General features: G+C 72.1%; 16 protein-coding genes. 4 read left to right on the top strand and 12 right to left on the bottom strand.

Going from position 1 to position 16,958, the window contains the following annotated elements; genetic code table 11:
• The first annotated feature begins 38 nt into the window (after positions 1 to 38).
• On the top strand, positions 39 to 506 hold the full coding sequence (locus ABZY11_RS21670) for an RDD family protein (protein WP_356480696.1): 468 nt from the start codon (positions 39 to 41) through the stop codon (positions 504 to 506).
• Between the two features lie 142 nt (positions 507 to 648).
• On the opposite strand, the gene ABZY11_RS21665 is transcribed toward ABZY11_RS21670, so the two are convergent.
• From ABZY11_RS21665 to lipB, 4 genes are all read right to left on the bottom strand, one after another.
• Entirely contained in the window at positions 649 to 1,359 is a 711-nt protein-coding gene (locus tag ABZY11_RS21665; RefSeq protein ID WP_356480695.1) for a DUF4191 domain-containing protein, read from the bottom strand.
• 10 nt (positions 1,360 to 1,369) lie between these two features.
• Positions 1,370 to 1,579 carry a hypothetical protein gene (locus ABZY11_RS21660; RefSeq protein WP_356480694.1) on the bottom strand — a complete coding sequence of 70 codons (210 nt, stop codon included), beginning with the start codon at positions 1,577 to 1,579 and terminating at the stop codon, positions 1,370 to 1,372.
• 342 nt (positions 1,580 to 1,921) lie between these two features.
• A complete protein-coding gene (lipA, locus tag ABZY11_RS21655; RefSeq protein WP_356480693.1) occupies positions 1,922 to 2,887 on the bottom strand; it encodes a lipoyl synthase in 966 nt (321 codons plus the stop codon).
• Positions 2,888 to 3,019: 132 nt separating this feature from the next.
• The gene (gene lipB / locus ABZY11_RS21650; protein ID WP_356480692.1) at positions 3,020 to 3,832 is read right to left on the bottom strand and encodes a lipoyl(octanoyl) transferase LipB; all 813 of its coding nucleotides are present in this window, start codon (positions 3,830 to 3,832) and stop codon (positions 3,020 to 3,022) included.
• A gap of 264 nt (positions 3,833 to 4,096) precedes the next feature.
• Between lipB and ABZY11_RS21645 the strand changes: the two genes are divergently transcribed.
• Positions 4,097 to 5,830 (top strand): regulator, encoded by a 1,734-nt coding sequence (locus ABZY11_RS21645; protein ID WP_356480691.1) that lies wholly within the window; start codon positions 4,097 to 4,099, stop codon positions 5,828 to 5,830.
• Between the two features lie 33 nt (positions 5,831 to 5,863).
• On the opposite strand, the gene ABZY11_RS21640 is transcribed toward ABZY11_RS21645, so the two are convergent.
• Complete coding sequence (locus tag ABZY11_RS21640) at positions 5,864 to 7,171, bottom strand: NAD(P)/FAD-dependent oxidoreductase (RefSeq protein WP_356480690.1); 1,308 nt, start codon at positions 7,169 to 7,171, stop codon at positions 5,864 to 5,866.
• A gap of 238 nt (positions 7,172 to 7,409) precedes the next feature.
• On the bottom strand, positions 7,410 to 8,309 hold the full coding sequence (locus ABZY11_RS21635; protein WP_356480689.1) for a TIGR01777 family oxidoreductase: 900 nt from the start codon (positions 8,307 to 8,309) through the stop codon (positions 7,410 to 7,412).
• Positions 8,310 to 8,441: 132 nt separating this feature from the next.
• Between ABZY11_RS21635 and ABZY11_RS21630 the strand changes: the two genes are divergently transcribed.
• Positions 8,442 to 8,960, top strand: a complete 519-nt coding sequence (locus tag ABZY11_RS21630) for a GNAT family N-acetyltransferase (protein ID WP_356480688.1) — start codon at positions 8,442 to 8,444, stop codon at positions 8,958 to 8,960.
• A gap of 15 nt (positions 8,961 to 8,975) precedes the next feature.
• Here ABZY11_RS21630 and ABZY11_RS21625 read toward each other — a convergent pair whose 3' ends face one another.
• Positions 8,976 to 9,611 carry a TetR family transcriptional regulator gene (locus ABZY11_RS21625; protein WP_356480687.1) on the bottom strand — a complete coding sequence of 212 codons (636 nt, stop codon included), beginning with the start codon at positions 9,609 to 9,611 and terminating at the stop codon, positions 8,976 to 8,978.
• Positions 9,612 to 9,779: 168 nt separating this feature from the next.
• Here ABZY11_RS21625 and ABZY11_RS21620 point away from each other — a divergent pair, with 168 nt between their 5' ends.
• Entirely contained in the window at positions 9,780 to 10,550 is a 771-nt protein-coding gene (locus ABZY11_RS21620; RefSeq protein WP_356480686.1) for an SDR family oxidoreductase, read from the top strand.
• 22 nt (positions 10,551 to 10,572) lie between these two features.
• On the opposite strand, the gene ABZY11_RS21615 is transcribed toward ABZY11_RS21620, so the two are convergent.
• The 5 genes from ABZY11_RS21615 to sucB form a co-directional block, all read right to left on the bottom strand.
• The gene (locus ABZY11_RS21615; protein WP_356480718.1) at positions 10,573 to 11,094 is read right to left on the bottom strand and encodes a DUF4240 domain-containing protein; all 522 of its coding nucleotides are present in this window, start codon (positions 11,092 to 11,094) and stop codon (positions 10,573 to 10,575) included.
• A 62-nt stretch (positions 11,095 to 11,156) separates the two neighbouring features.
• Positions 11,157 to 12,128 (bottom strand): WYL domain-containing protein, encoded by a 972-nt coding sequence (locus ABZY11_RS21610; RefSeq protein ID WP_356480685.1) that lies wholly within the window; start codon positions 12,126 to 12,128, stop codon positions 11,157 to 11,159.
• Between the two features lie 60 nt (positions 12,129 to 12,188).
• Positions 12,189 to 14,858 (bottom strand): pyruvate dehydrogenase (acetyl-transferring), homodimeric type, encoded by a 2,670-nt coding sequence (aceE, locus tag ABZY11_RS21605; RefSeq protein ID WP_356480684.1) that lies wholly within the window; start codon positions 14,856 to 14,858, stop codon positions 12,189 to 12,191.
• Between the two features lie 298 nt (positions 14,859 to 15,156).
• A complete protein-coding gene (locus ABZY11_RS21600) occupies positions 15,157 to 15,780 on the bottom strand; it encodes a GntR family transcriptional regulator (protein WP_356480683.1) in 624 nt (207 codons plus the stop codon).
• Positions 15,781 to 15,982: 202 nt separating this feature from the next.
• Positions 15,983 to 16,958, bottom strand: a 976-nt coding sequence (sucB, locus tag ABZY11_RS21595; RefSeq protein WP_356480682.1) for a 2-oxoglutarate dehydrogenase, E2 component, dihydrolipoamide succinyltransferase, incomplete at its 5' end; no start/stop codon positions are given.

Raw genomic sequence — 16,958 nt, 5'->3', positions numbered from 1 at the left:
CCGGTACTGGGCCCACGCGGGCGCAGTACCGTGTTCGGGTGGACAACAGGCAAGCAATCGGATCGTGGCTCTCCGGGCCGCGCGCGGCCGCCGAGGAGATGGGGGCCGACTTCGGCCACCGGGGCAAACGGCTCGGGCTGCCCGAGCACGGCCCTGGTTCCGTGGCGCCGCTCGGCCGCCGTTTCGGCGCGATCTTCATCGACTGGGCCCTGTGCCTGCTGATCGCATACGGGCTGTTCGCTCGCGGTGACCAGCAGGCGGCCGGAAACTGGGCACTGGGCATCTTCCTCGTGGTGAGCGTGCTCACCGTGGGAACCATCGGCTGCACGCCGGGCAAGCGCCTCATGGGCATCAGGGTCGTCGCCGAGAGCGGTGGCCGGCTGACGTTCGGGCGGGTGATCGTCCGGAGCGTGCTGCTGTGCGTGGTGATTCCGGCCCTGGTCTGGGACCGCGACGGCCGCGGCCTGCACGACCGGCTGGCCCGCGCCGTCCAGGTCCGTATCTGAGAGACCGGATCCGTACAGCCGAAGCGGCGAACGTCCGAGCAGCCGAAGCGGCGAACGTCCGAGCCGAAGCGGCGGGCGGACATACGAAGAGGCGGGGCGCGAACCGATCCGGTTCGCGCCCCGCCTCTTCGTATGTCCGGCGTCAGCGCATCTTTCCGCCACCACGCGGCATCCGCATGCCCTTCGGCATGGGGCCCTTGGGCAGCGGCATGTTGCTCATCAGGTCGCCCATCGCGCGCAGCCGGTCGTTGGCGGCCGTCACCTGCGGGCCGGTGAGCACGCGCGGCAGCTTCAGCATCTTGGTGCGCACCTTCTTGAGCGGCACCTGGCCCTCGTCGTTGCCGACGATGATGTCGTGCACCGGTACGTCGACCAGGATGCGCGCCATCTTCTTCTTCTCGGCCGCGAGCAGCAGCTTCACCCGGTTCGCGTTGCCCTCGCCGACCAGCACGATGCCCGCCTTGCCCACGGCGCGGTGGACGACGTCCTGGCTGCGGTTCATCGCGACCGCGGGTGTCGTCGTCCAGCCGCGGCCCACGCGGTCCAGCACCGCCGCCGCGGCGCCCGGCTGCCCCTCCATCTGCCCGAAGGCGGCACGCTCGGCACGCCGCCCGAAGACGATCGCCATCGCGAGGAGGGCCAGCACGAAGCCCAGGATGCCCAGATAGATCGGGTGGCCGATCAGGAAGCCGACCCCGAGGAGGACACCGAAGGTGACAATTCCCACGCCCGCGACGACAAGACCGACCTTCGGGTCGGACCGCCTGGCCATCTTGTAGGTCAGGGCGATCTGCTTGAGCCGCCCCGCGTTCTCGGCGCTGTCCGCGCCTTCAGTGTTTGCCTTCCTCGCCATGTACGGAAGTTTACGTGGCCTGGGAACGGTGGTCGGCCGCGGCCTCCAGTACGTACTCGGCCTCGACCCGGTCCTTGGCCCGGCGCCGGTCCTCCAGGACGGCGGTCCAGGCGTTGCGGCGGGCAGTGCGCTGGCCGCTGGCCAGGACCAGCGACTCGACGGCGCGGAGAGCATCGGTGACGGAAGGGATGGCGGTGGCGCGTACCGGCACGGCCTGCATCGTGGAAATCTCCTCGGAGCGGATGTGCGGACTGAGTTACGTGGACTCAGCTGCCCGGGCCGAACTGCCCGGGACTGCGTTGCGCGAAGTGGGTGGCGGGCGCTGGGGTGCGGAGCGCGGCGGCGGCAGCGGCCCGGACGGCTGCTGCCGGTCACCGCGTCGTGTGCACCCAGCGTCACTGCTCGGTGTTACCAGCGCATGACCGGTCGGTCAAACACCAATGAAACCTTGATCCGGGCGTTGCGCACGTCGACGCGGCCCATATGCGCCCCCCGACCTGCGGGGAGCGTACGGGCCGCGTCGAATCAGCTATTACCGCTCAGTAGCTTCTTGTGCTCGGATTCACACGGTGGGCGCCGCGGCGGCTGCGCCGCGACGCTCGATCGCCTGCTGGAAAAGGCGGCCCGCGCGGTACGAGGAACGGACCAGCGGCCCGGACATCACGCCGGAGTAGCCGATCTCGTCGGCCTCCTCCTTCAGCTCCACGAACTCCTGCGGCTTCACCCAGCGCTCGACCGGGTGGTGGCGCACGGACGGCCGCAGGTACTGCGTGATCGTGATGAGCTCGCAGCCCGCGTCGTACAGATCCTGGAGCGCCTCGCTGACTTCCTCGCGGGTCTCGCCCATACCGAGGATCAGGTTGGACTTGGTCACCAGACCGGCCTCGCGGGCCCGCGTGATGACCTCCAGGGAGCGCTCGTAACGGAAGCCGGGGCGGATCCGCTTGAAGATCCGCGGCACCGTCTCGACGTTGTGCGCGAGCACCTCGGGGCGCGAGGAGAAGACCTCGGCGAGCTGCTCGGGCTCCGCGTTGAAGTCGGGGATCAGCAGCTCGACCTTGGTGCGGCCGTCCTCCCGCTCCGCGGTCAGCGCGTGGATCTGGCGCACGGTCTCCGCGTACAGCCAGGCACCGCCGTCCTCCAGGTCGTCGCGCGCGACGCCGGTGATGGTGGCGTAGTTCAGGTCCATCGTGACGACGGACTCGCCGACGCGACGGGGCTCGTCCCGGTCCAGCGCCTGCGGCTTGCCCGTGTCGATCTGGCAGAAGTCACAGCGCCGGGTGCATTGGTCACCACCGATGAGGAAGGTGGCCTCGCGGTCCTCCCAGCACTCGAAGATGTTGGGGCAGCCGGCCTCCTGGCACACCGTGTGCAGACCCTCGCTCTTCACGAGTTTCTGCAGCTGGTTGTACTCGGGGCCCATCTTCGCCCGGGTCTTGATCCACTCGGGCTTGCGCTCGATGGGGGTCTGGCTGTTCCGGACCTCAAGGCGCAGCATCTTGCGCCCGTCGGGTGCGACAGCGGACACTCCGGCACTCCCCTTTGCTTTCACTGCATTGGATTCTTCGGCGAACACCAGGGTACGCCCGTGGTTCAAACGGCTTTACGTCTGGCCAACCTGTGGCCGGCAGGGCCTATTCCCCACCGGGTGATCCGAGCGTCACGCCGTGGCCACGGCATCGGTCGGGCGCTCGATGGTGCGCGGGGCGAGCTCGGCGTTCTCCAGGACGTCCCTGAGGTGCTTCTCGACGACGGGGAGCACGTCCGCGATGGTGATGTCGCGGCTGAGCTCGTACGCCAGTGAGGTGACGCCCGCGTCCCGGATGCCGCACGGCACGATCCGGTCGAACCAGGTGTTGTCCGGGTTCACGTTGAAGGAGAAGCCGTGCATGGTCACGCCCTTGGCCACCCGGATGCCGATCGCCGCCAGCTTGCGGTCCTCGCGGCGCTGGCCGGCGTTGGAGGGGGCGTACTCGGGGCCGTTCAGCCGGGCGTCGAACTCCTCGTCGTGCAACCGGGGGTCGAAGTCCAGGGAGAGTGCGCCGATCGCCGGGCGGTCCTCGACCGGGTCGCCGAGCACCCAGACGCCGCTGCGGCCCTCGACCCGGGAGGTCTCCACGCCGAACTCGGCGGCGGTACGGATCAGCGCGTCCTCCAGCCGACGGACGTGCGCGACGACGTCCACCGGGCGGGGCAGCTTCTGGATCGGGTAGCCGACCAGCTGACCGGGGCCGTGCCAGGTGATCTTGCCGCCGCGGTCCACGTCGATGACGGGGGTGCCGTCCAGTGGGCGCTCGCTGTCGGTCGTGCGCCGTCCGGCCGTGTAGACGGGCGGGTGCTCCAGCAGCAGACAGGTGTCCGGGACGGTGTCCTCGAATCTGGCCGCGTGCACCTCGCGCTGCTTCTGCCAGGCCTCCTGGTAGTCGACGGCTTCCTCGCCGAATCCCAGCCGGACGAACCGAAGCTCAGCCACGACAGATGCCTTCCTACTCGCGGTGGCGGGAGCCGGGGGTGCCCGGAACCACGTCACCATGCACTGAAATCACGCCCCGAGCCACTGTACGACCGGCCCCCGGACGGTGGCCCGGCAGGTCTTCCCGTCAGCGCCAACCCCAATCCTCACACGATCGGATGAAAGCGAAGCGAAGGTGGCTGTGACCGCTGCGGAGGCCGCTAAATTCGCGCCGTTCCATAAGGGCTGCCCGCCCGGCCCCGAAGGCAGGAGACCGTACAGCTGATGTCGGAACGACCTCCGCAGCGCACCCCCAACCGCCGACTCGCCTCGCTCATCACAGAGGCGGGCTTCTCCAACGCCGGCCTCGCCCGCAGAGTGGACCAACTCGGTCTGGAACACGGCCTCGACCTGCGGTACGACAAGACGTCCGTGACCCGCTGGCTGCGCGGTCAGCAGCCCCGTGGCACCACCCCCGCGCTGATCGCCGAGGTCTTCACCCGGCGGCTCGGGCGCCGCCTCTCCGCACAGGACCTGGGCCTCGACGCGTGCGCCCCGGTCTACGCCGGCCTGGAGTTCGCGGCCACGCCCGCGGAGGCGGTCGACATCGTCAGCGGGCTGTGGCGGAAGGACTCGGGCAGCCATGCGGAGCTGCGCAAGATCGCCTTCACCCCGGCCGGGCTCGTCGTCCCCAGCAGGGACTGGCTGATCGGACGGGCCGATGAGTGGGTGGGGCGGGGGACCGAGCCACCGCCCCCGGCGCACGGCGGGGCCGGTGGGTCCGGCAGGTCCGCCGGGATCGGCGGGACCGCCGGAGCCGCTGGGGCTCCCGGGACTGCGGGAGTCGCCGAGGCCGGTGGTTCCGTGCGGCCCGGTGGTCCCGGCGGGGCGCGCGGAGTACCGGGAGCACACGGCTTGTACGGGGCGCACGGCGGTACGGGGGCGAACGGCGCCGGTGGCCGCGGCGGCGCCCGCGGGCCCGTGCCCTCCCGGCCTTCCGGACTGCCCGCACCACCGGGCTCGCCCACCGCCCCGTTAGCCCCGGCCCCCTCGGGACCAGGGGCGCCGGGCACCCCCGGCGTCCCCCGGCAGCGGCAGTCCGAACGCGTCCCCGGCCAGCGGGTCAGCGGTGGCGATGTCGCCGCCCTGCGCTCGGTCGGCGAGCTCTTCCGCACCCTCGACAACGCCTACGGCGGCGGCCACGCCCGCCAGGCCCTCGTCCGGTACCTGGAGCACGAGACGGAACCCATGCTCCGGGGGACGTACGGGGAGGCCACGGGGCGCCGGCTCTTCTCCGCCGCCGCCGACCTGACCCGGCTGGCGGGCTGGACCTCGTACGACATCGCGGCCCACGGCCTGGCCCAGCGGTACTTCGTCCAGGCGCTGCGGCTGGCTCAGGCCGCCGGGGACCGCGCGTACGGCAGCTACGTCCTGATCACCATGAGCCGGCAGGCGGTCTACCTCGGCCACGGCAGGGAAGCCGTGCAGCTGGCCCGGGTGGCCCAGCAGGGCATCGGCCCGTCGGCGCCGCCCGTCGTCCAGGCCCTGCTGCACGCCGTCGAGGCACGCGGTCACGGGGTGCTCGGCGAGGCCAGGCACTGCACCGCCTCGCTGGCGCGGGCGGAACGCGCGCTGGAGATCGCCCGGCCGGGGGAAGAGGTGCCGCACTGGGCGCGGTACTTCGACGAGGCCCAGCTCGCCGACGAGTTCGGGCACTGCCACCGGGACCTCCAGCAGTACCGGGCCGCGGCGCAGCACGCGGAGCGCTCCCTCCAGCTGCGCTCCCCGGCGTACGCCCGCAGCCGGCTGTTCTGCCGAGTGGTGCTGGCCTGCGCCCGGCTCGGGCTCGGCGAGCTCGACCAGGCGTGTGCGCTCGGCGCCGAGGCGGCTCAGCAGGCCACGGAGATGCGGTCGGTGCGGGCCACGGAGTACGTACGGGACTTCGAGCGGCGGCTGGAGCCGTACCGGGACGCCGCCGCGGTACGGGGCTACCGCGACCGGGTCGCCGCACTGGGCTGAGTCCGGGGCCGCGCCCGGTCCGCCGGACCGGCGCTACGCCGCCTCGGGCAGCGCCGTCCCGCTCCCGCTCCCCGGCCGTACCCCCAGGTCGGCGAGGATCGACTCGGCCGCCCGTTGGCCCGAGAACAGGGCGCCCTGGACCGTGCTGGTGTCGCGGTGGTCGCCGCACACGTACAGGCCGGCGAGCAGCCGCACCGGGCGGCGCGGATCGTGCGGGGCCGGCATCGCGGGGACCGCCTCGGGGTCATGGTGGGTGGCCAGCAGCTCCCAGTCGTCGGTGGGGGTGCCGTACAGGGCGGCCAGCTGGGTGCGGACCGTGCGGTCCAGATCGGGCGGCGGGGTGCCGAGCACCGTCGAGCTGATCAGCGTACGGCCGTGCGGGGCGCGCGAGGGGTCGACCGCGCTCATCACCGCGGTGTGCGCGACCGGGCCCGAGCGGTCGGCGTCCAGCAGCAGCGCGGCGCCGGTCGGCGGGGGAACCGGGGCGGTGTGGTGAAGGACCGTCACGGGGTGGAAGGACGGCACCCGCAGGCCGGGCAGCAGCTCGGCGGCGGCGCCCGCGCCGGTCGCCAACAGCAGGGAACGGCAGCCCAGTTCACCGTGCTCCTTGGTGCGGACCGAGGTGATGCCGGCAGCCGTGACATGCACCCCCGTGCGTACGGTGCCGGGCGGCAGCGCGGCCGCGAGGAGTTCGGGCAGCGTCGCCGCGCCGCCCGCGGGCACGCACAGCCTGCCGCGGGCGTAACCGCGCAGGGCGAGATCGGCGAACCGGCTGGACGTGCTGAGCCCGGGGTCGCTGAGCAGCGCGGTGAGCAGCGGGCGCAGGAAGCCGTTGACCGTACGGGAGGGCAGGCCGCGGTGGGACAGCGCGGCGAGCGCGGTCTGTTCGGGCCGGGCCAGGATGCGGGCGGACGGGGTAGCGGCGAGCCGGGACAGGGCGGCGCCCAGCCGGGCCTGGTCGATCGGCCCGCCCATCGGTGGACGGGGGGCGCTTGCGAGGGCGCGCGCTGCCTTGAATGCGCCCCGCGCGCCCCGTACATCGCCGGTCCGGTACTGACGTCCCTCGCTGTGGACGAGGACCCCCGGGGCGAAGTTGCGCAGTACCAGCCCTCCGAGGCCCGGCGTCATGCGCAGGGCCGGGTAGGAGGTGCTGAGGAGCGGGCCGAGATGGTCGAGCCGGAAGCCGTCCAGGTCGGCGGTGGTCATCCGGCCGCCGACCCGGGGGCCCGCCTCCAGGACGCTGACGGTTACCCCTGCACTGGTCAGTCGGTGGGCGGCTGACAGGCCGGCGATCCCGGCCCCGATGATGACGACGTCCGCGTGGTGTGCCGTGCTGAGCACGTGCCCCTCCCCGAGTCGGCGCGACTGGTGGGAGGCTCTTGCCCCCAACAGGCCCCCGGAATGCCCGAGTTCGCAAGGAGGCTAGAGGGGCGGCCGACGAAGGCGCAGTCGCGCGCACCCGGGGCACCGTTGCACGGGGTCGCATGTCCGTCCGAATGCGCAGCGGGCGCGCCGGCCGGTGTCACGCTCAGTGCGGTGCCGCGCTCAGCGCGGCGAAGTGCTCAGTGCGGTGCCGTGCTCAGCGCAGCGCCGCGCGGATCGCCGCGTCGATTCCCGGGAAGGCGAACACGAAGCCCGAGTCCAGCAACTGACCCGGAAGCACCCGCTGGCTGGCCAGCACATCCTCCGCGAAGTCCCCCAGGACGATCCGCAGGGCCGGTGCCGGAGCGGTGAAGAGCGTGGGGCGGTGCAGCACCCGCCCCATCGCGGCCGTCACCTCGCCGTTGGTGACGGGGTCGGGGCCGGTCAGATTCACCGGGCCCGACAGCGACTCCGTGTCCAGGATGTGGCGCAGCGCCGCGACCTCGTCGTGCAGCGCGATGAAGCTCCAGTACTGGCGCCCGTTGCCCAGCCGACCGCCGAGCCCCGCCCGGAACAGCGGGAAGAGCCGGCCCCAGGCCCCGCCCTCACGGCCGACGACCAGACCGGTGCGCGCGTGCACCGTTCGTACGCCCGCCTCCTGCGCGGCGGCCGTGGCCGCCTCCCACTCCACGCAGACGGACGGCAGGAACCCCTCACCGGCCGGGGCGCTCTCGTCGACGGCGCGGTCCCCGGTGTCGCCGTAGTAGCCGATCGCCGACCCGGACAGCAGCACCTTCGGCGGTACGTCCAGCGAGGCGACCGCCTCGGCGATCGCCGCCGTCCCGAGCACCCGGCTGTCCCGGATCTCCCGCTTGTACGCGGCTGTCCAGCGGTGGTCGCCGACCCCGGCCCCGGCGAGATGGACGACGGCGTCGCAGCCCACCAGGCCCGCCACATCGACGTACCCCCGCTTGGGGGCCCACTCCACCTCGTCGCCGGCCCGCGCCGGGTGCCGCACGAGGCGTACCACCTCGTGCCCGTCGGCCCGCAGCGAGCGCACCAGCGCCGCTCCGATGAATCCAGATGCTCCGGTGACAGCGATACGGGAGGGCAGCATGGGGTCCATCCTGCCCCAGCGGCCCCGTCGCGCCCACCTGCCAGGCCGCGACGGCCCTTAGTGTCACCGGTGTGCCGGGCAGCGGCGAAACCGGGCTGACCGGACCGGGGACGCCATGGCACAGTGACGCGCATGTCTGAGATCCATACCTGCCCCGTCCGTCCCGCCGCTCTCTTTGACGAAGCCGCTCTCGGTGAACTCGACCGCGCCACCTGGTCGACCCTGCACGCCGTGGCGCCCAGGCCGCAGCCGCCGTACGCGCCGTTCTTCGACGACCGCCACCGGCCCGAGGACTTCCTGGTGGCCGAGGCGCGGGACGAGGCGGGCGAGTCGTACCTGGCCGGGTACATCAGGCTGGTCCCGCCGACCCCGCTGGCCTGCAACACCCATGTCCGGCAGATACAGGGCCTCGCCGTGGCCGACCGGGCGCGCGGCCGCGGTGTCGCCAGGGCCCTGCTGCGGGCCGCTTTCGTGGCGGCGCGCGGCGACGGGGCGAACCGGATGACGCTGCGGGTCCTCGGGCACAACGCGCCCGCGCGCGCCCTGTACGAGTCGGAGGGGTTCGTCGTCGAGGGAGTGCTGCCCGGTGAGTTCTTCCTCGACGGGCGTTACGTCGACGACGTGATGATGGGCCGCTCGCTCGCCCCGTGACCCCTCGTTTCCCGCTCAGTCCTTGAACAGCCGCATGCCGCCCATGAGTTCGTGCAGGCAGCGCACCGCCAGTTCGGCGGGTGAACCGGGCCCGGTCGTCGGGGCGTCCGTCTCCGCCCAGGCCTCCAGCGCGACCCGGACGGCGTCCGTGGCGGCGGCCGCGGCGAGCCGGACCTCCAGCGGGTCCACCCCGTCGCCCGCCAGCCGGGCCAGCACCGGCAGCAGCCGCTCCTCCGAATCCTGATTGACCCGGTACCAGACGGCGCGCAGTGCCGGGTCCTGGGCCGCCGCCCGCAGCAGCCCGCGCGTCCAGCCGAGCTGCTCGGCGGCGTCCGCGCCCGGCACCCGCAGCGCCTCGGTGACCGCCCGCTCCAGGATTCCGGCGAGCGAGTCCCCGGGCTCGGCCGCTTCCAGCAGCGCCCGCCAGCGCTCGGCGCCGCCGGAGAGCAGCGGGCCCACCGCGTCCTGCTTGGAACGGAAGTAGCGGTAGAAGGTGCGCAGCGCCACGCCCGCCCGGCCGGCAATGTCCTCCGCCGTGGTGCCGTCGGGCCCGTGCTCGGCGAAGAGCGCGGCCGCGGCGCGCGCGATGTCCAGCTGGGTCGCGGCCTTCCGGCGCTCGGTGAGGGAAGGCTGACTCGGCTCGGTGCTCATTCCCAGGAGATTACCCCGCAGGGGGAGAGGTGTGCGCGAAATGCCGTCGTGGCAAAACGTGCCACCTGGGCGTACGGTGGACATCGATCGGGACGTCATCGGGGCGCCGCCGAGACGCTTCGGGACAGCAGTCACCGGGCAGTCACCGGGATCGGGAGAGATACAGACATGAACCGCTACGAAGGCCGCCGCGCACTCATCACCGGAGGCGGCTCCGGCATCGGACAGGCCACCGTCCACCGCGTCCTCGCCGAGGGCGGCCACGTCGTCGCGGCCGACGTCAACGAGGCCGGGCTGAAGGCCACGTACGACACGGCCGTGGCGAACGGCACCGCCGGGCGCCTCACCACCCTCGTCCTGGACATCTCGGACGAGGCCGCGGTCCGGGTCGGCGTCGCCTCCGCCGTGGAGACCCTCGGCGGGCTCGACGTGCTGGTCAACGCAGCCGGAATCCTGCGCTCCGAGCACACCCACAAGACGACGCTGGAGTTCTTCAACAAGATCCTCGCGGTCAACCTCACGGGTACCTTCCTGATGATCCGCGAGGCGATACCGGCCCTGCTGGCGGGCAACGAGCCGGCCGTCGTGAACTTCTCCTCCACCTCGGCGAGTTTCGCGCACCCCTATATGTCGGCGTACGCGGCGAGCAAGGGCGGCATCCAGTCGATGACGCACGCGCTGGCGAGCGAGTACAGCAAGCAGGGGCTGCGCTTCGTCGCCGTCGCGCCCGGCTCGATCTCCTCCGACATGACCAGCGGCAACGGCCCGGGGCTGCCCGCCGACGCCGACATGTCGCTCTTCATGAAGCTGTCCCCGGCGCTCGGGACGGGCTTCGCCAGCCCGGACACCGTCGCCGGTGTCGTCGCGATGCTCGGCTCCCGGGACGGGGCCTTCATCACCGGTACGGAGATCCGGATCGACGGCGGAACCCACTTCTGAGGCGATGCCGCGGCAGGGCCCGTCAGCCGGGCCCGAACCGTTCCCAGAGCGAGGGGAAGCGTTCCGCCAGGGCCGCTTCGTCCTCGAAGTCCACCGGGGCCCCCTCGGGCTCGGCGGCCTGGGGCGGCAGGCCGAGGTCCGGGGCGACCACGCCGGTGAGCTGTTCGTACGCCTCGTCGGCGGCGTAGCCGAGATCCTCGGCGTCCCCGTCGATCTCCTCGTCGAAGTCGTCGAGGAGATCGGCGAGGCTGTCCGGGGCGTGCAGGGCGCCCTCGAAGATCTCCCGGCCCTGGCCGATCAGCCAGCAGCGGAAGTAGTCGAAGGCGTCGTCGCTCGCGCCGCCGAGCAGCACGGCGGCGGCGCCCCACAGGTCCCAGCGGTAGGCGCGGTTGAAACGGGCCTCGAAGTGCCGGGCGAAGTCCAGCACCGCGTCGGGATCGAGCCGCACCAGCCGTTCGACGAGCAGGTCGGCCTGGTCCTCGGGGTCGCCCTCGGCGGCCACGCGGGTGCTGTCGACGATCTCCCAGAACTCCGTCTCGTCCATCACGGGTCAAGCATCGGCCCTGGCGGCAGACGACGCACGCGGACGCCGGGAAGAAGCAGCCCTCAGCGATAGAGCTCGCGCAGACGTCCGGCGGCCGCGGCGAAACGGTCCCGCAGCGCGGCCGGTTCCAGGACCTCCGACTCCGGCCCCAGGGACAGCAGTTGACTGTAGGCGACCTCGTCGGACTCGACCCGCAGGGTGACCGTGAGCCACCCCTCGGCATCGGGCGGGCCGGCCGCCTCCAGGGCGTCGTGGACCGCCGAACGGTCCATGGTGTACGGCAGTCGGCGTACACCCTCCGGCGACACCCGAACCGTCACCTCGGTCCGCAGGAGCGAGCGGGCGAACTGGGCGGCCCGCTCGTCCCAGAAACCCGGCAGATCGAACCGCTCGTCGCGCTCGAACCGCTCGTCCGACACCGTCACGGCCGAGAACCGGTCGATCCGGTACACCCGGAAGTCGTCCCCCACCCGGGCGCAGACGTACCAGACCCCGGCCTTCAGGACCAGCCCGTACGGTGCCATCTCCCGCTCCACCTCGCCGCCCTCGCCACCGCGGCGGTAGCGGGCACGGACGATCCGGTCGTCCCAGACGGCCTCGGCGACGGCCGGCAGCAGTTCGGGTGTGACCGGCTCCTGGTACCAGCCGGGGGCGTCCAGATGGAAGCGCCGGCCGGCACTGTCGGAGGCGTCCCGCAGCGAGGGCAGCAGGGCCGCCGACACCTTGAGCCGGGCGGCGGACGCGGCGTCCTCCAGGCCCATCTCGCGCAGGGCGGACGGCAGTCCGGAGAGGAAGAGCGCCTCGGCCTCGTTCCGGGCGAGGCCGGTGAGGCGGGTGCGGTAACCGCCGACCAGCCGGTAGCCCCCGGCCCGGCCCCGGTCCGCGTACACCGGGACGCCCGCCTCCGAGAGCGCCTGCGCGTCCCGGGTCACGGTCCGCTCGGACACCTCCAGCTCCCGGGCGAGCTCGGCGGCGGTCATGGCGGGGCGGGACTGCAGGAGCAGCACCATTCGGATGAGACGGGCAGCACGCATGCGGACATTGTGGCCGCACGCCGTGCGGGGCGGCCGGGCGTGTGCCCGGCCGCCGTCACATCACAGCCCGTACCGCTCCCGGGCCTCCTTCACCGAGGATGCGGTCACCTCGCCGCGGCGGGCCAGCTGGGCCAGGGCCGCGACCGCGATCGACCGGGCGTCGACGCCGAAGTGGCGGCGGGCCGCGTCGCGTGTGTCGGAGAGGCCGAAGCCGTCCGTACCGAGCGAGGTCCAGTCCTGCTCCACCCACTGGCTGATCTGGTCCGGGACCTGACGCATCCAGTCGCTGACCGCGACGACCGGACCCGGTGCGCCCTCCAGCGCCTGGGTCACGTACGGCACCCGCTGCTCACCGCGGAGCAGCGCCTCGTCGCACTCCAGCGCCTCGCGGCGCAGCTCGCCCCAGGAGGTGGCGGACCAGACGTCGGCCGTGACCCCCCAGTCCGCGGCCAGCAGCTCCTGCGCCTGAAGGGACCAGTGGATCGCCGTACCGGAGGCCAGCAGCTGGACCCGCGGGGCGTCCGCCGAGGCCGGGGTGCCCTCCTTGAAGCGGTACAGGCCCTTGACGATGCCCTCCTCGACGCCTTCCGGCATCGCGGGCTGCGGCTTCGGCTCGTTGTAGACCGTCAGGTAGTAGAAGACGTTCTCGGCCTCGGGGCCGTACATCCGGCGCAGACCGTCCTTGACGATCACCGCGATCTCGTACGCGAACGCCGGGTCGTAGTTGAGCGACGCGGGGTTCGTGGCGGCGATCAGGTGCGAGTGGCCGTCCGCGTGCTGGAGGCCCTCACCGGTCAGCGTCGTACGGCCCGCGGTGGCACCGACGATGAAGCCCTTGCCGAGCTGGTCGGCGAGCTGCCACATCTGGTCGCCGGTCCGCTGCCAGCCGAACATCGAGTAGAAGATGTAGAAGGGGATCATCGTCTCGCCGTGCGTCGCGTACGACGTCGACGCGGCGATGAAGTCGGCCATGGCCCCGGCCTCGGTGATCCCCTCGTTGAGGATCTGGCCGTCCTTGGCCTCCTTGTAGTACATCAGCTGGTCGCGGTCGACCGGCTCGTACGTCTGGCCCAGCGGTGAGTAGATACCGGCCGACGGGAACAGCGACTCCATGCCGAAGGTACGGGCCTCGTCCGGGACGATCGGAACCCAGCGCCGGCCGGTCTCCTTGTCCCGCATCAGGTCCTTGACCAGGCGCACGAAGGCCATCGTGGTGGCCATCTCCTGCTTGCCGGAGCCCTTCTTCAGCGCGGCGAACGCCCGCTCCTCGGGCTGGGGCAGTGCCACCGCGTGCACCCGGCGGGCCGGGGCGGGACCGCCGAGGGCGGCACGGCGCTCCTGGAGGTAACGGACCTCCGGGGAGTCGGCGCCCGGGTGGCCGTAGGGCACCAGGCCGTCGGCGAAGGCGCTGTCCGGGATCGGGAGCCCGAGCAGCTCGCGCATGTCCTTGAACTCGTCCACCGTCAGCTTCTTCATCTGGTGGTTGGCGTTCTTGGACTCGAAGCCCTTGCCGAGCGTGTAGCCCTTCACCGTCTGGGCGAGGATCACGGTCGGCGCGCCCTTGTGTTCCAGGGCCGCCCGGTACGCCGCGTACACCTTGCGGGCCTCGTGGCCGCCGCGCGAGGTGTAGAAGCACTCGGCGATCTTCGCGTCGGTGAGCAGCTTCGCCAGCTCGGCGAGCGCGGGCTCGGCGCCGAAGAAGTGCTCGCGGATGTACGCGACGTCGCGGGTGGCGTACGTCTGGAACTGCGCGTCCGGGACCTCCCGGAGCCGGCGGACCAGCGCACCGGTGGTGTCCAGCTGGAACAGCTCGTCCCAGGCGCTGCCCCAGAGCGTCTTGACGACGTTCCAGCCGGCGCCGCGGAACGCGCCCTCCAGCTCCTGGACCACACGGAAGTTGGCGCGGACCGGGCCGTCGAGGCGCTGCAGGTTGCAGTTGATGACGAAGGTCAGGTTGTCGAGCCGCTCACGGGCCGCGAGGGCGAGGGCGGCGGTCGACTCGGGCTCGTCCATCTCGCCGTCGCCGAGGAAGGCCCAGACGTGCGAGTTCGACGTGTCCTTGATGTTGCGGTTGGCGAGGTAGCGGTTGAAGCGCGCCTGGTAGATCGCCGAGAGCGGGCCGAGGCCCATCGACACGGTGGGGAACTCCCACAGCCAGGGCAGCCGCCGCGGGTGCGGGTAGGACGGCAGGCCGTCGCCGCCCGCCTCCTGACGGAAGTTGTCGAGCTGCCGCTCGTTCAGCCGGCCGTCGAGGAAGGCGCGGGCGTAGATGCCGGGGGAGGCGTGGCCCTGGATGTAGAGCTGGTCGCCGGAGCCGTCCCGCTCCTTGCCGCGGAAGAAGTGGTTGAAGCCGGTCTCGTAGAGCCAGGCCGCCGAGGCGAAGGTGGCGATGTGGCCGCCGACGCCGAACCGGGAGCCGCGGGTGACCATCGCCGCCGCGTTCCAGCGGTTCCAGGCGGTGATCCGGGACTCCATCTCCAGATCGCCGTCGAACGCGGGCTCGGCGGCGGTCGGGATGGTGTTGACGTAATCGGTCTCCAGCAGCTTGGGCAGCGCGATGCCGGCGCCCTCCGCGTGCTGGAGCGAGCGCCGCATCAGGTACGCGGCGCGGTGCGGGCCCGCGGCCTTGGTGACGGCGTCCAGGGAGGCCGCCCATTCGGCGGTCTCCTCGGGGTCACGGTCCGGGAGCTGGTCGAGCTCGCTCGGAAGCTTTCCTACGGGGTCGGTCATGATCGCCGCCTTCCGGAGTGGAGGGGGGTGGAGAAGGCCCTGACTGGCAGGACAGGGCGATGGGGCCGGTGGGCCCGCGGAGTGAACTGTAAGTCGCCGATCGATGATCGATCAAAGGATGAGGGGCAAAACTTCTCGATATGAAGAAAGTGGCATGCGGTGCCGCGAAACGGGGCACGGAGTGACGGGATTTAAAGCGCAAAAAGGGCGCCCGCCTGCACAGGCGAGCACCCCTCACGACAGATGCGTACGGCCCGCGTACGGCCTCGGGCCGCCCGGCCGCGACACGTGTTGAGCCTCAGGCGCGCGGCGCGCAGCCGAGCACATGCGCCTTGACCAGCGCCCCGATGTCCGGGTCCTTGCGCAGGAACGCCTCGATCAGCGCCTCGTGCTCCTCCGCGTACGACTTCTGCACCGTGCCCAGCCACCGGATCGACAGGGCGGTGAACACCTCGATGCCCAGCCCCTCCCAGGTGTGCAGCAGCACCGCGTTCCCGGCGGCCCGCACCATCTCGCGGTGGAAGCCCACGGTGTGCCGTACCTGCGCCTCGCCGTCGGCCAGCCGGTCCGCCTCGTAGAGCGCCGTCACATACGGCGTGAGGCGCGAGCAGTCCTCGCCGAGTGCCGGGGCCGCCAGCTCCGCCGCGATCTGCTCCAGACCGGCCCGTACCGGGTAGCTCTCCTCCAGGTCGGCGGCGGTGAGATTGCGGACCCGTACGCCCTTGTTGGGCGCCGACTCGATCAGCCGGAGCGTCTCCAGCTCCCGCAGCGCCTCGCGCACGGGCGTCTGGCTGACCTCCAGCTCGGTGGCGATCCGGCGCTCCACGATCCGCTCACCGGGCTTCCAGCGCCCGCTGACGATCCCGTCCACGATGTGCTCGCGGATCTGTTCGCGCAGCGAGTGGACGACGGGCGGGGTCATGAGGGGCTCCTTCGGGGCAAACCGGTGCTGTCCGCACCATCACGATTGCCGGGGCGACCGGTGGTGTCTAGGGCCTGTCCGGCGGATCAGGGTCGGACAGGGCGCGGCCCGCCGGACAGAACCTAGACAATACGGCGGCGCCCCCGTCCGGAAGTGTTCCGGACGGGGGCGCCGCTGGTGAGGCTGGTTACAGCCGCGGTGCTCAGAGGCCGAGCTCGACCTCGAACTCACCGGCCTCCAGGATCGCCTTGACCGAGGTCAGGTAACGGGCGGCGTCCGCGCCGTCCACCAGACGGTGGTCGTAGGAGAGCGAGAGGTACGTCATGTCGCGCACCGCGATCGTCTCGCCGAGGTCCGGGTGGTCGATGACCACCGGGCGGCGGACGGTGGCGCCGATGCCCAGGATGGCTGCCTGGTTCGGCGGCACGATGACGGTGTCGAAGAGCGCACCGCGCGAGCCGGTGTTGCTGATGGTGAAGGTGGCACCGGACATGTCGTCCGGCGTCAGGCCGCCACCACGGGCCTTGCCGGCCAGCTCGGCGGTCTTCTTCGAGATACCGGCGATGTTCAGGTCGCCCGCACCCTTGATGACCGGCGTCATCAGACCCTTCTCGGCGTCCACGGCGATGCCGATGTTCTCCGAGTCGAAGTACGTGATGGTGCCCTCGTCCTCGTTGATCCGGGCGTTGACGACCGGGTGGGCCTTCAGCGCCTGGGCCGCCGCCTTGACGTAGAACGGCATCGGGGACAGCTTGACGCCCTCACGGGCGGCGAACGCGTCCTTGGCCTTGGCACGCAGCTTCATCAGCTTGGTGACGTCGACCTCGACGACCGAGGTCAGCTGGGCCTGCGAGTGCAGCGCCTTCATCATGTTGTCGCCGATGACCTTGCGCATGCGGGTCATCTTGACCGTCTGACCGCGCAGCGGGGACGCCTCCAGCTTCGGCGCCTTGGAGACGCTCGGAGCAGCGGCGGCGGCCGGAGCCGGGGCAGCGGCGGCGGCCCTGGCGGCCTCCGCGGCGGCGACGACGTCCTGCTTGCGGATACGGCCACCGACGCCGGTGCCCTTGACCGCGCCCAGGTCGACGCCGCTCTCGGCGGCGAGCTTGCGGACCAGCGGCGTGACGTACGCGCCTTCGTCGACGGGGGCCGTCGGGGCGACGACCGGAGCCGGGGCG

Origin of the sequence: Streptomyces sp. NPDC006510 (assembly GCF_040611955.1) — a bacterium.
In the GTDB taxonomy this organism is placed as follows: Bacteria; Actinomycetota; Actinomycetes; order Streptomycetales; family Streptomycetaceae; genus Streptomyces.
This window is presented reverse-complemented; position numbering and strand designations above follow the sequence as displayed.

Excerpts from the sequence above, each read along its gene's own strand:
- ABZY11_RS21600 (WP_356480683.1), bottom strand. The coding sequence starts at position 15,780 with ATGACCCCGCCCGTCGTCCACTCGCTGCGCGAACAGATCCGCGAGCAC.
- ABZY11_RS21630 (WP_356480688.1), top strand. The coding sequence starts at position 8,442 with ATGTCTGAGATCCATACCTGCCCCGTCCGTCCCGCCGCTCTCTTTGAC.
- ABZY11_RS21635 (WP_356480689.1), bottom strand. The coding sequence starts at position 8,309 with ATGCTGCCCTCCCGTATCGCTGTCACCGGAGCATCTGGATTCATCGGA.
- aceE (WP_356480684.1), bottom strand. The coding sequence starts at position 14,858 with ATGACCGACCCCGTAGGAAAGCTTCCGAGCGAGCTCGACCAGCTCCCG.
- ABZY11_RS21620 (WP_356480686.1), top strand. The coding sequence starts at position 9,780 with ATGAACCGCTACGAAGGCCGCCGCGCACTCATCACCGGAGGCGGCTCC.
- ABZY11_RS21645 (WP_356480691.1), top strand. The coding sequence starts at position 4,097 with ATGTCGGAACGACCTCCGCAGCGCACCCCCAACCGCCGACTCGCCTCG.
- ABZY11_RS21665 (WP_356480695.1), bottom strand. The coding sequence starts at position 1,359 with ATGGCGAGGAAGGCAAACACTGAAGGCGCGGACAGCGCCGAGAACGCG.
- ABZY11_RS21615 (WP_356480718.1), bottom strand. The coding sequence starts at position 11,094 with ATGGACGAGACGGAGTTCTGGGAGATCGTCGACAGCACCCGCGTGGCC.
- ABZY11_RS21625 (WP_356480687.1), bottom strand. The coding sequence starts at position 9,611 with ATGAGCACCGAGCCGAGTCAGCCTTCCCTCACCGAGCGCCGGAAGGCC.
- ABZY11_RS21610 (WP_356480685.1), bottom strand. The coding sequence starts at position 12,128 with ATGCGTGCTGCCCGTCTCATCCGAATGGTGCTGCTCCTGCAGTCCCGC.
- ABZY11_RS21660 (WP_356480694.1), bottom strand. The coding sequence starts at position 1,579 with ATGCAGGCCGTGCCGGTACGCGCCACCGCCATCCCTTCCGTCACCGAT.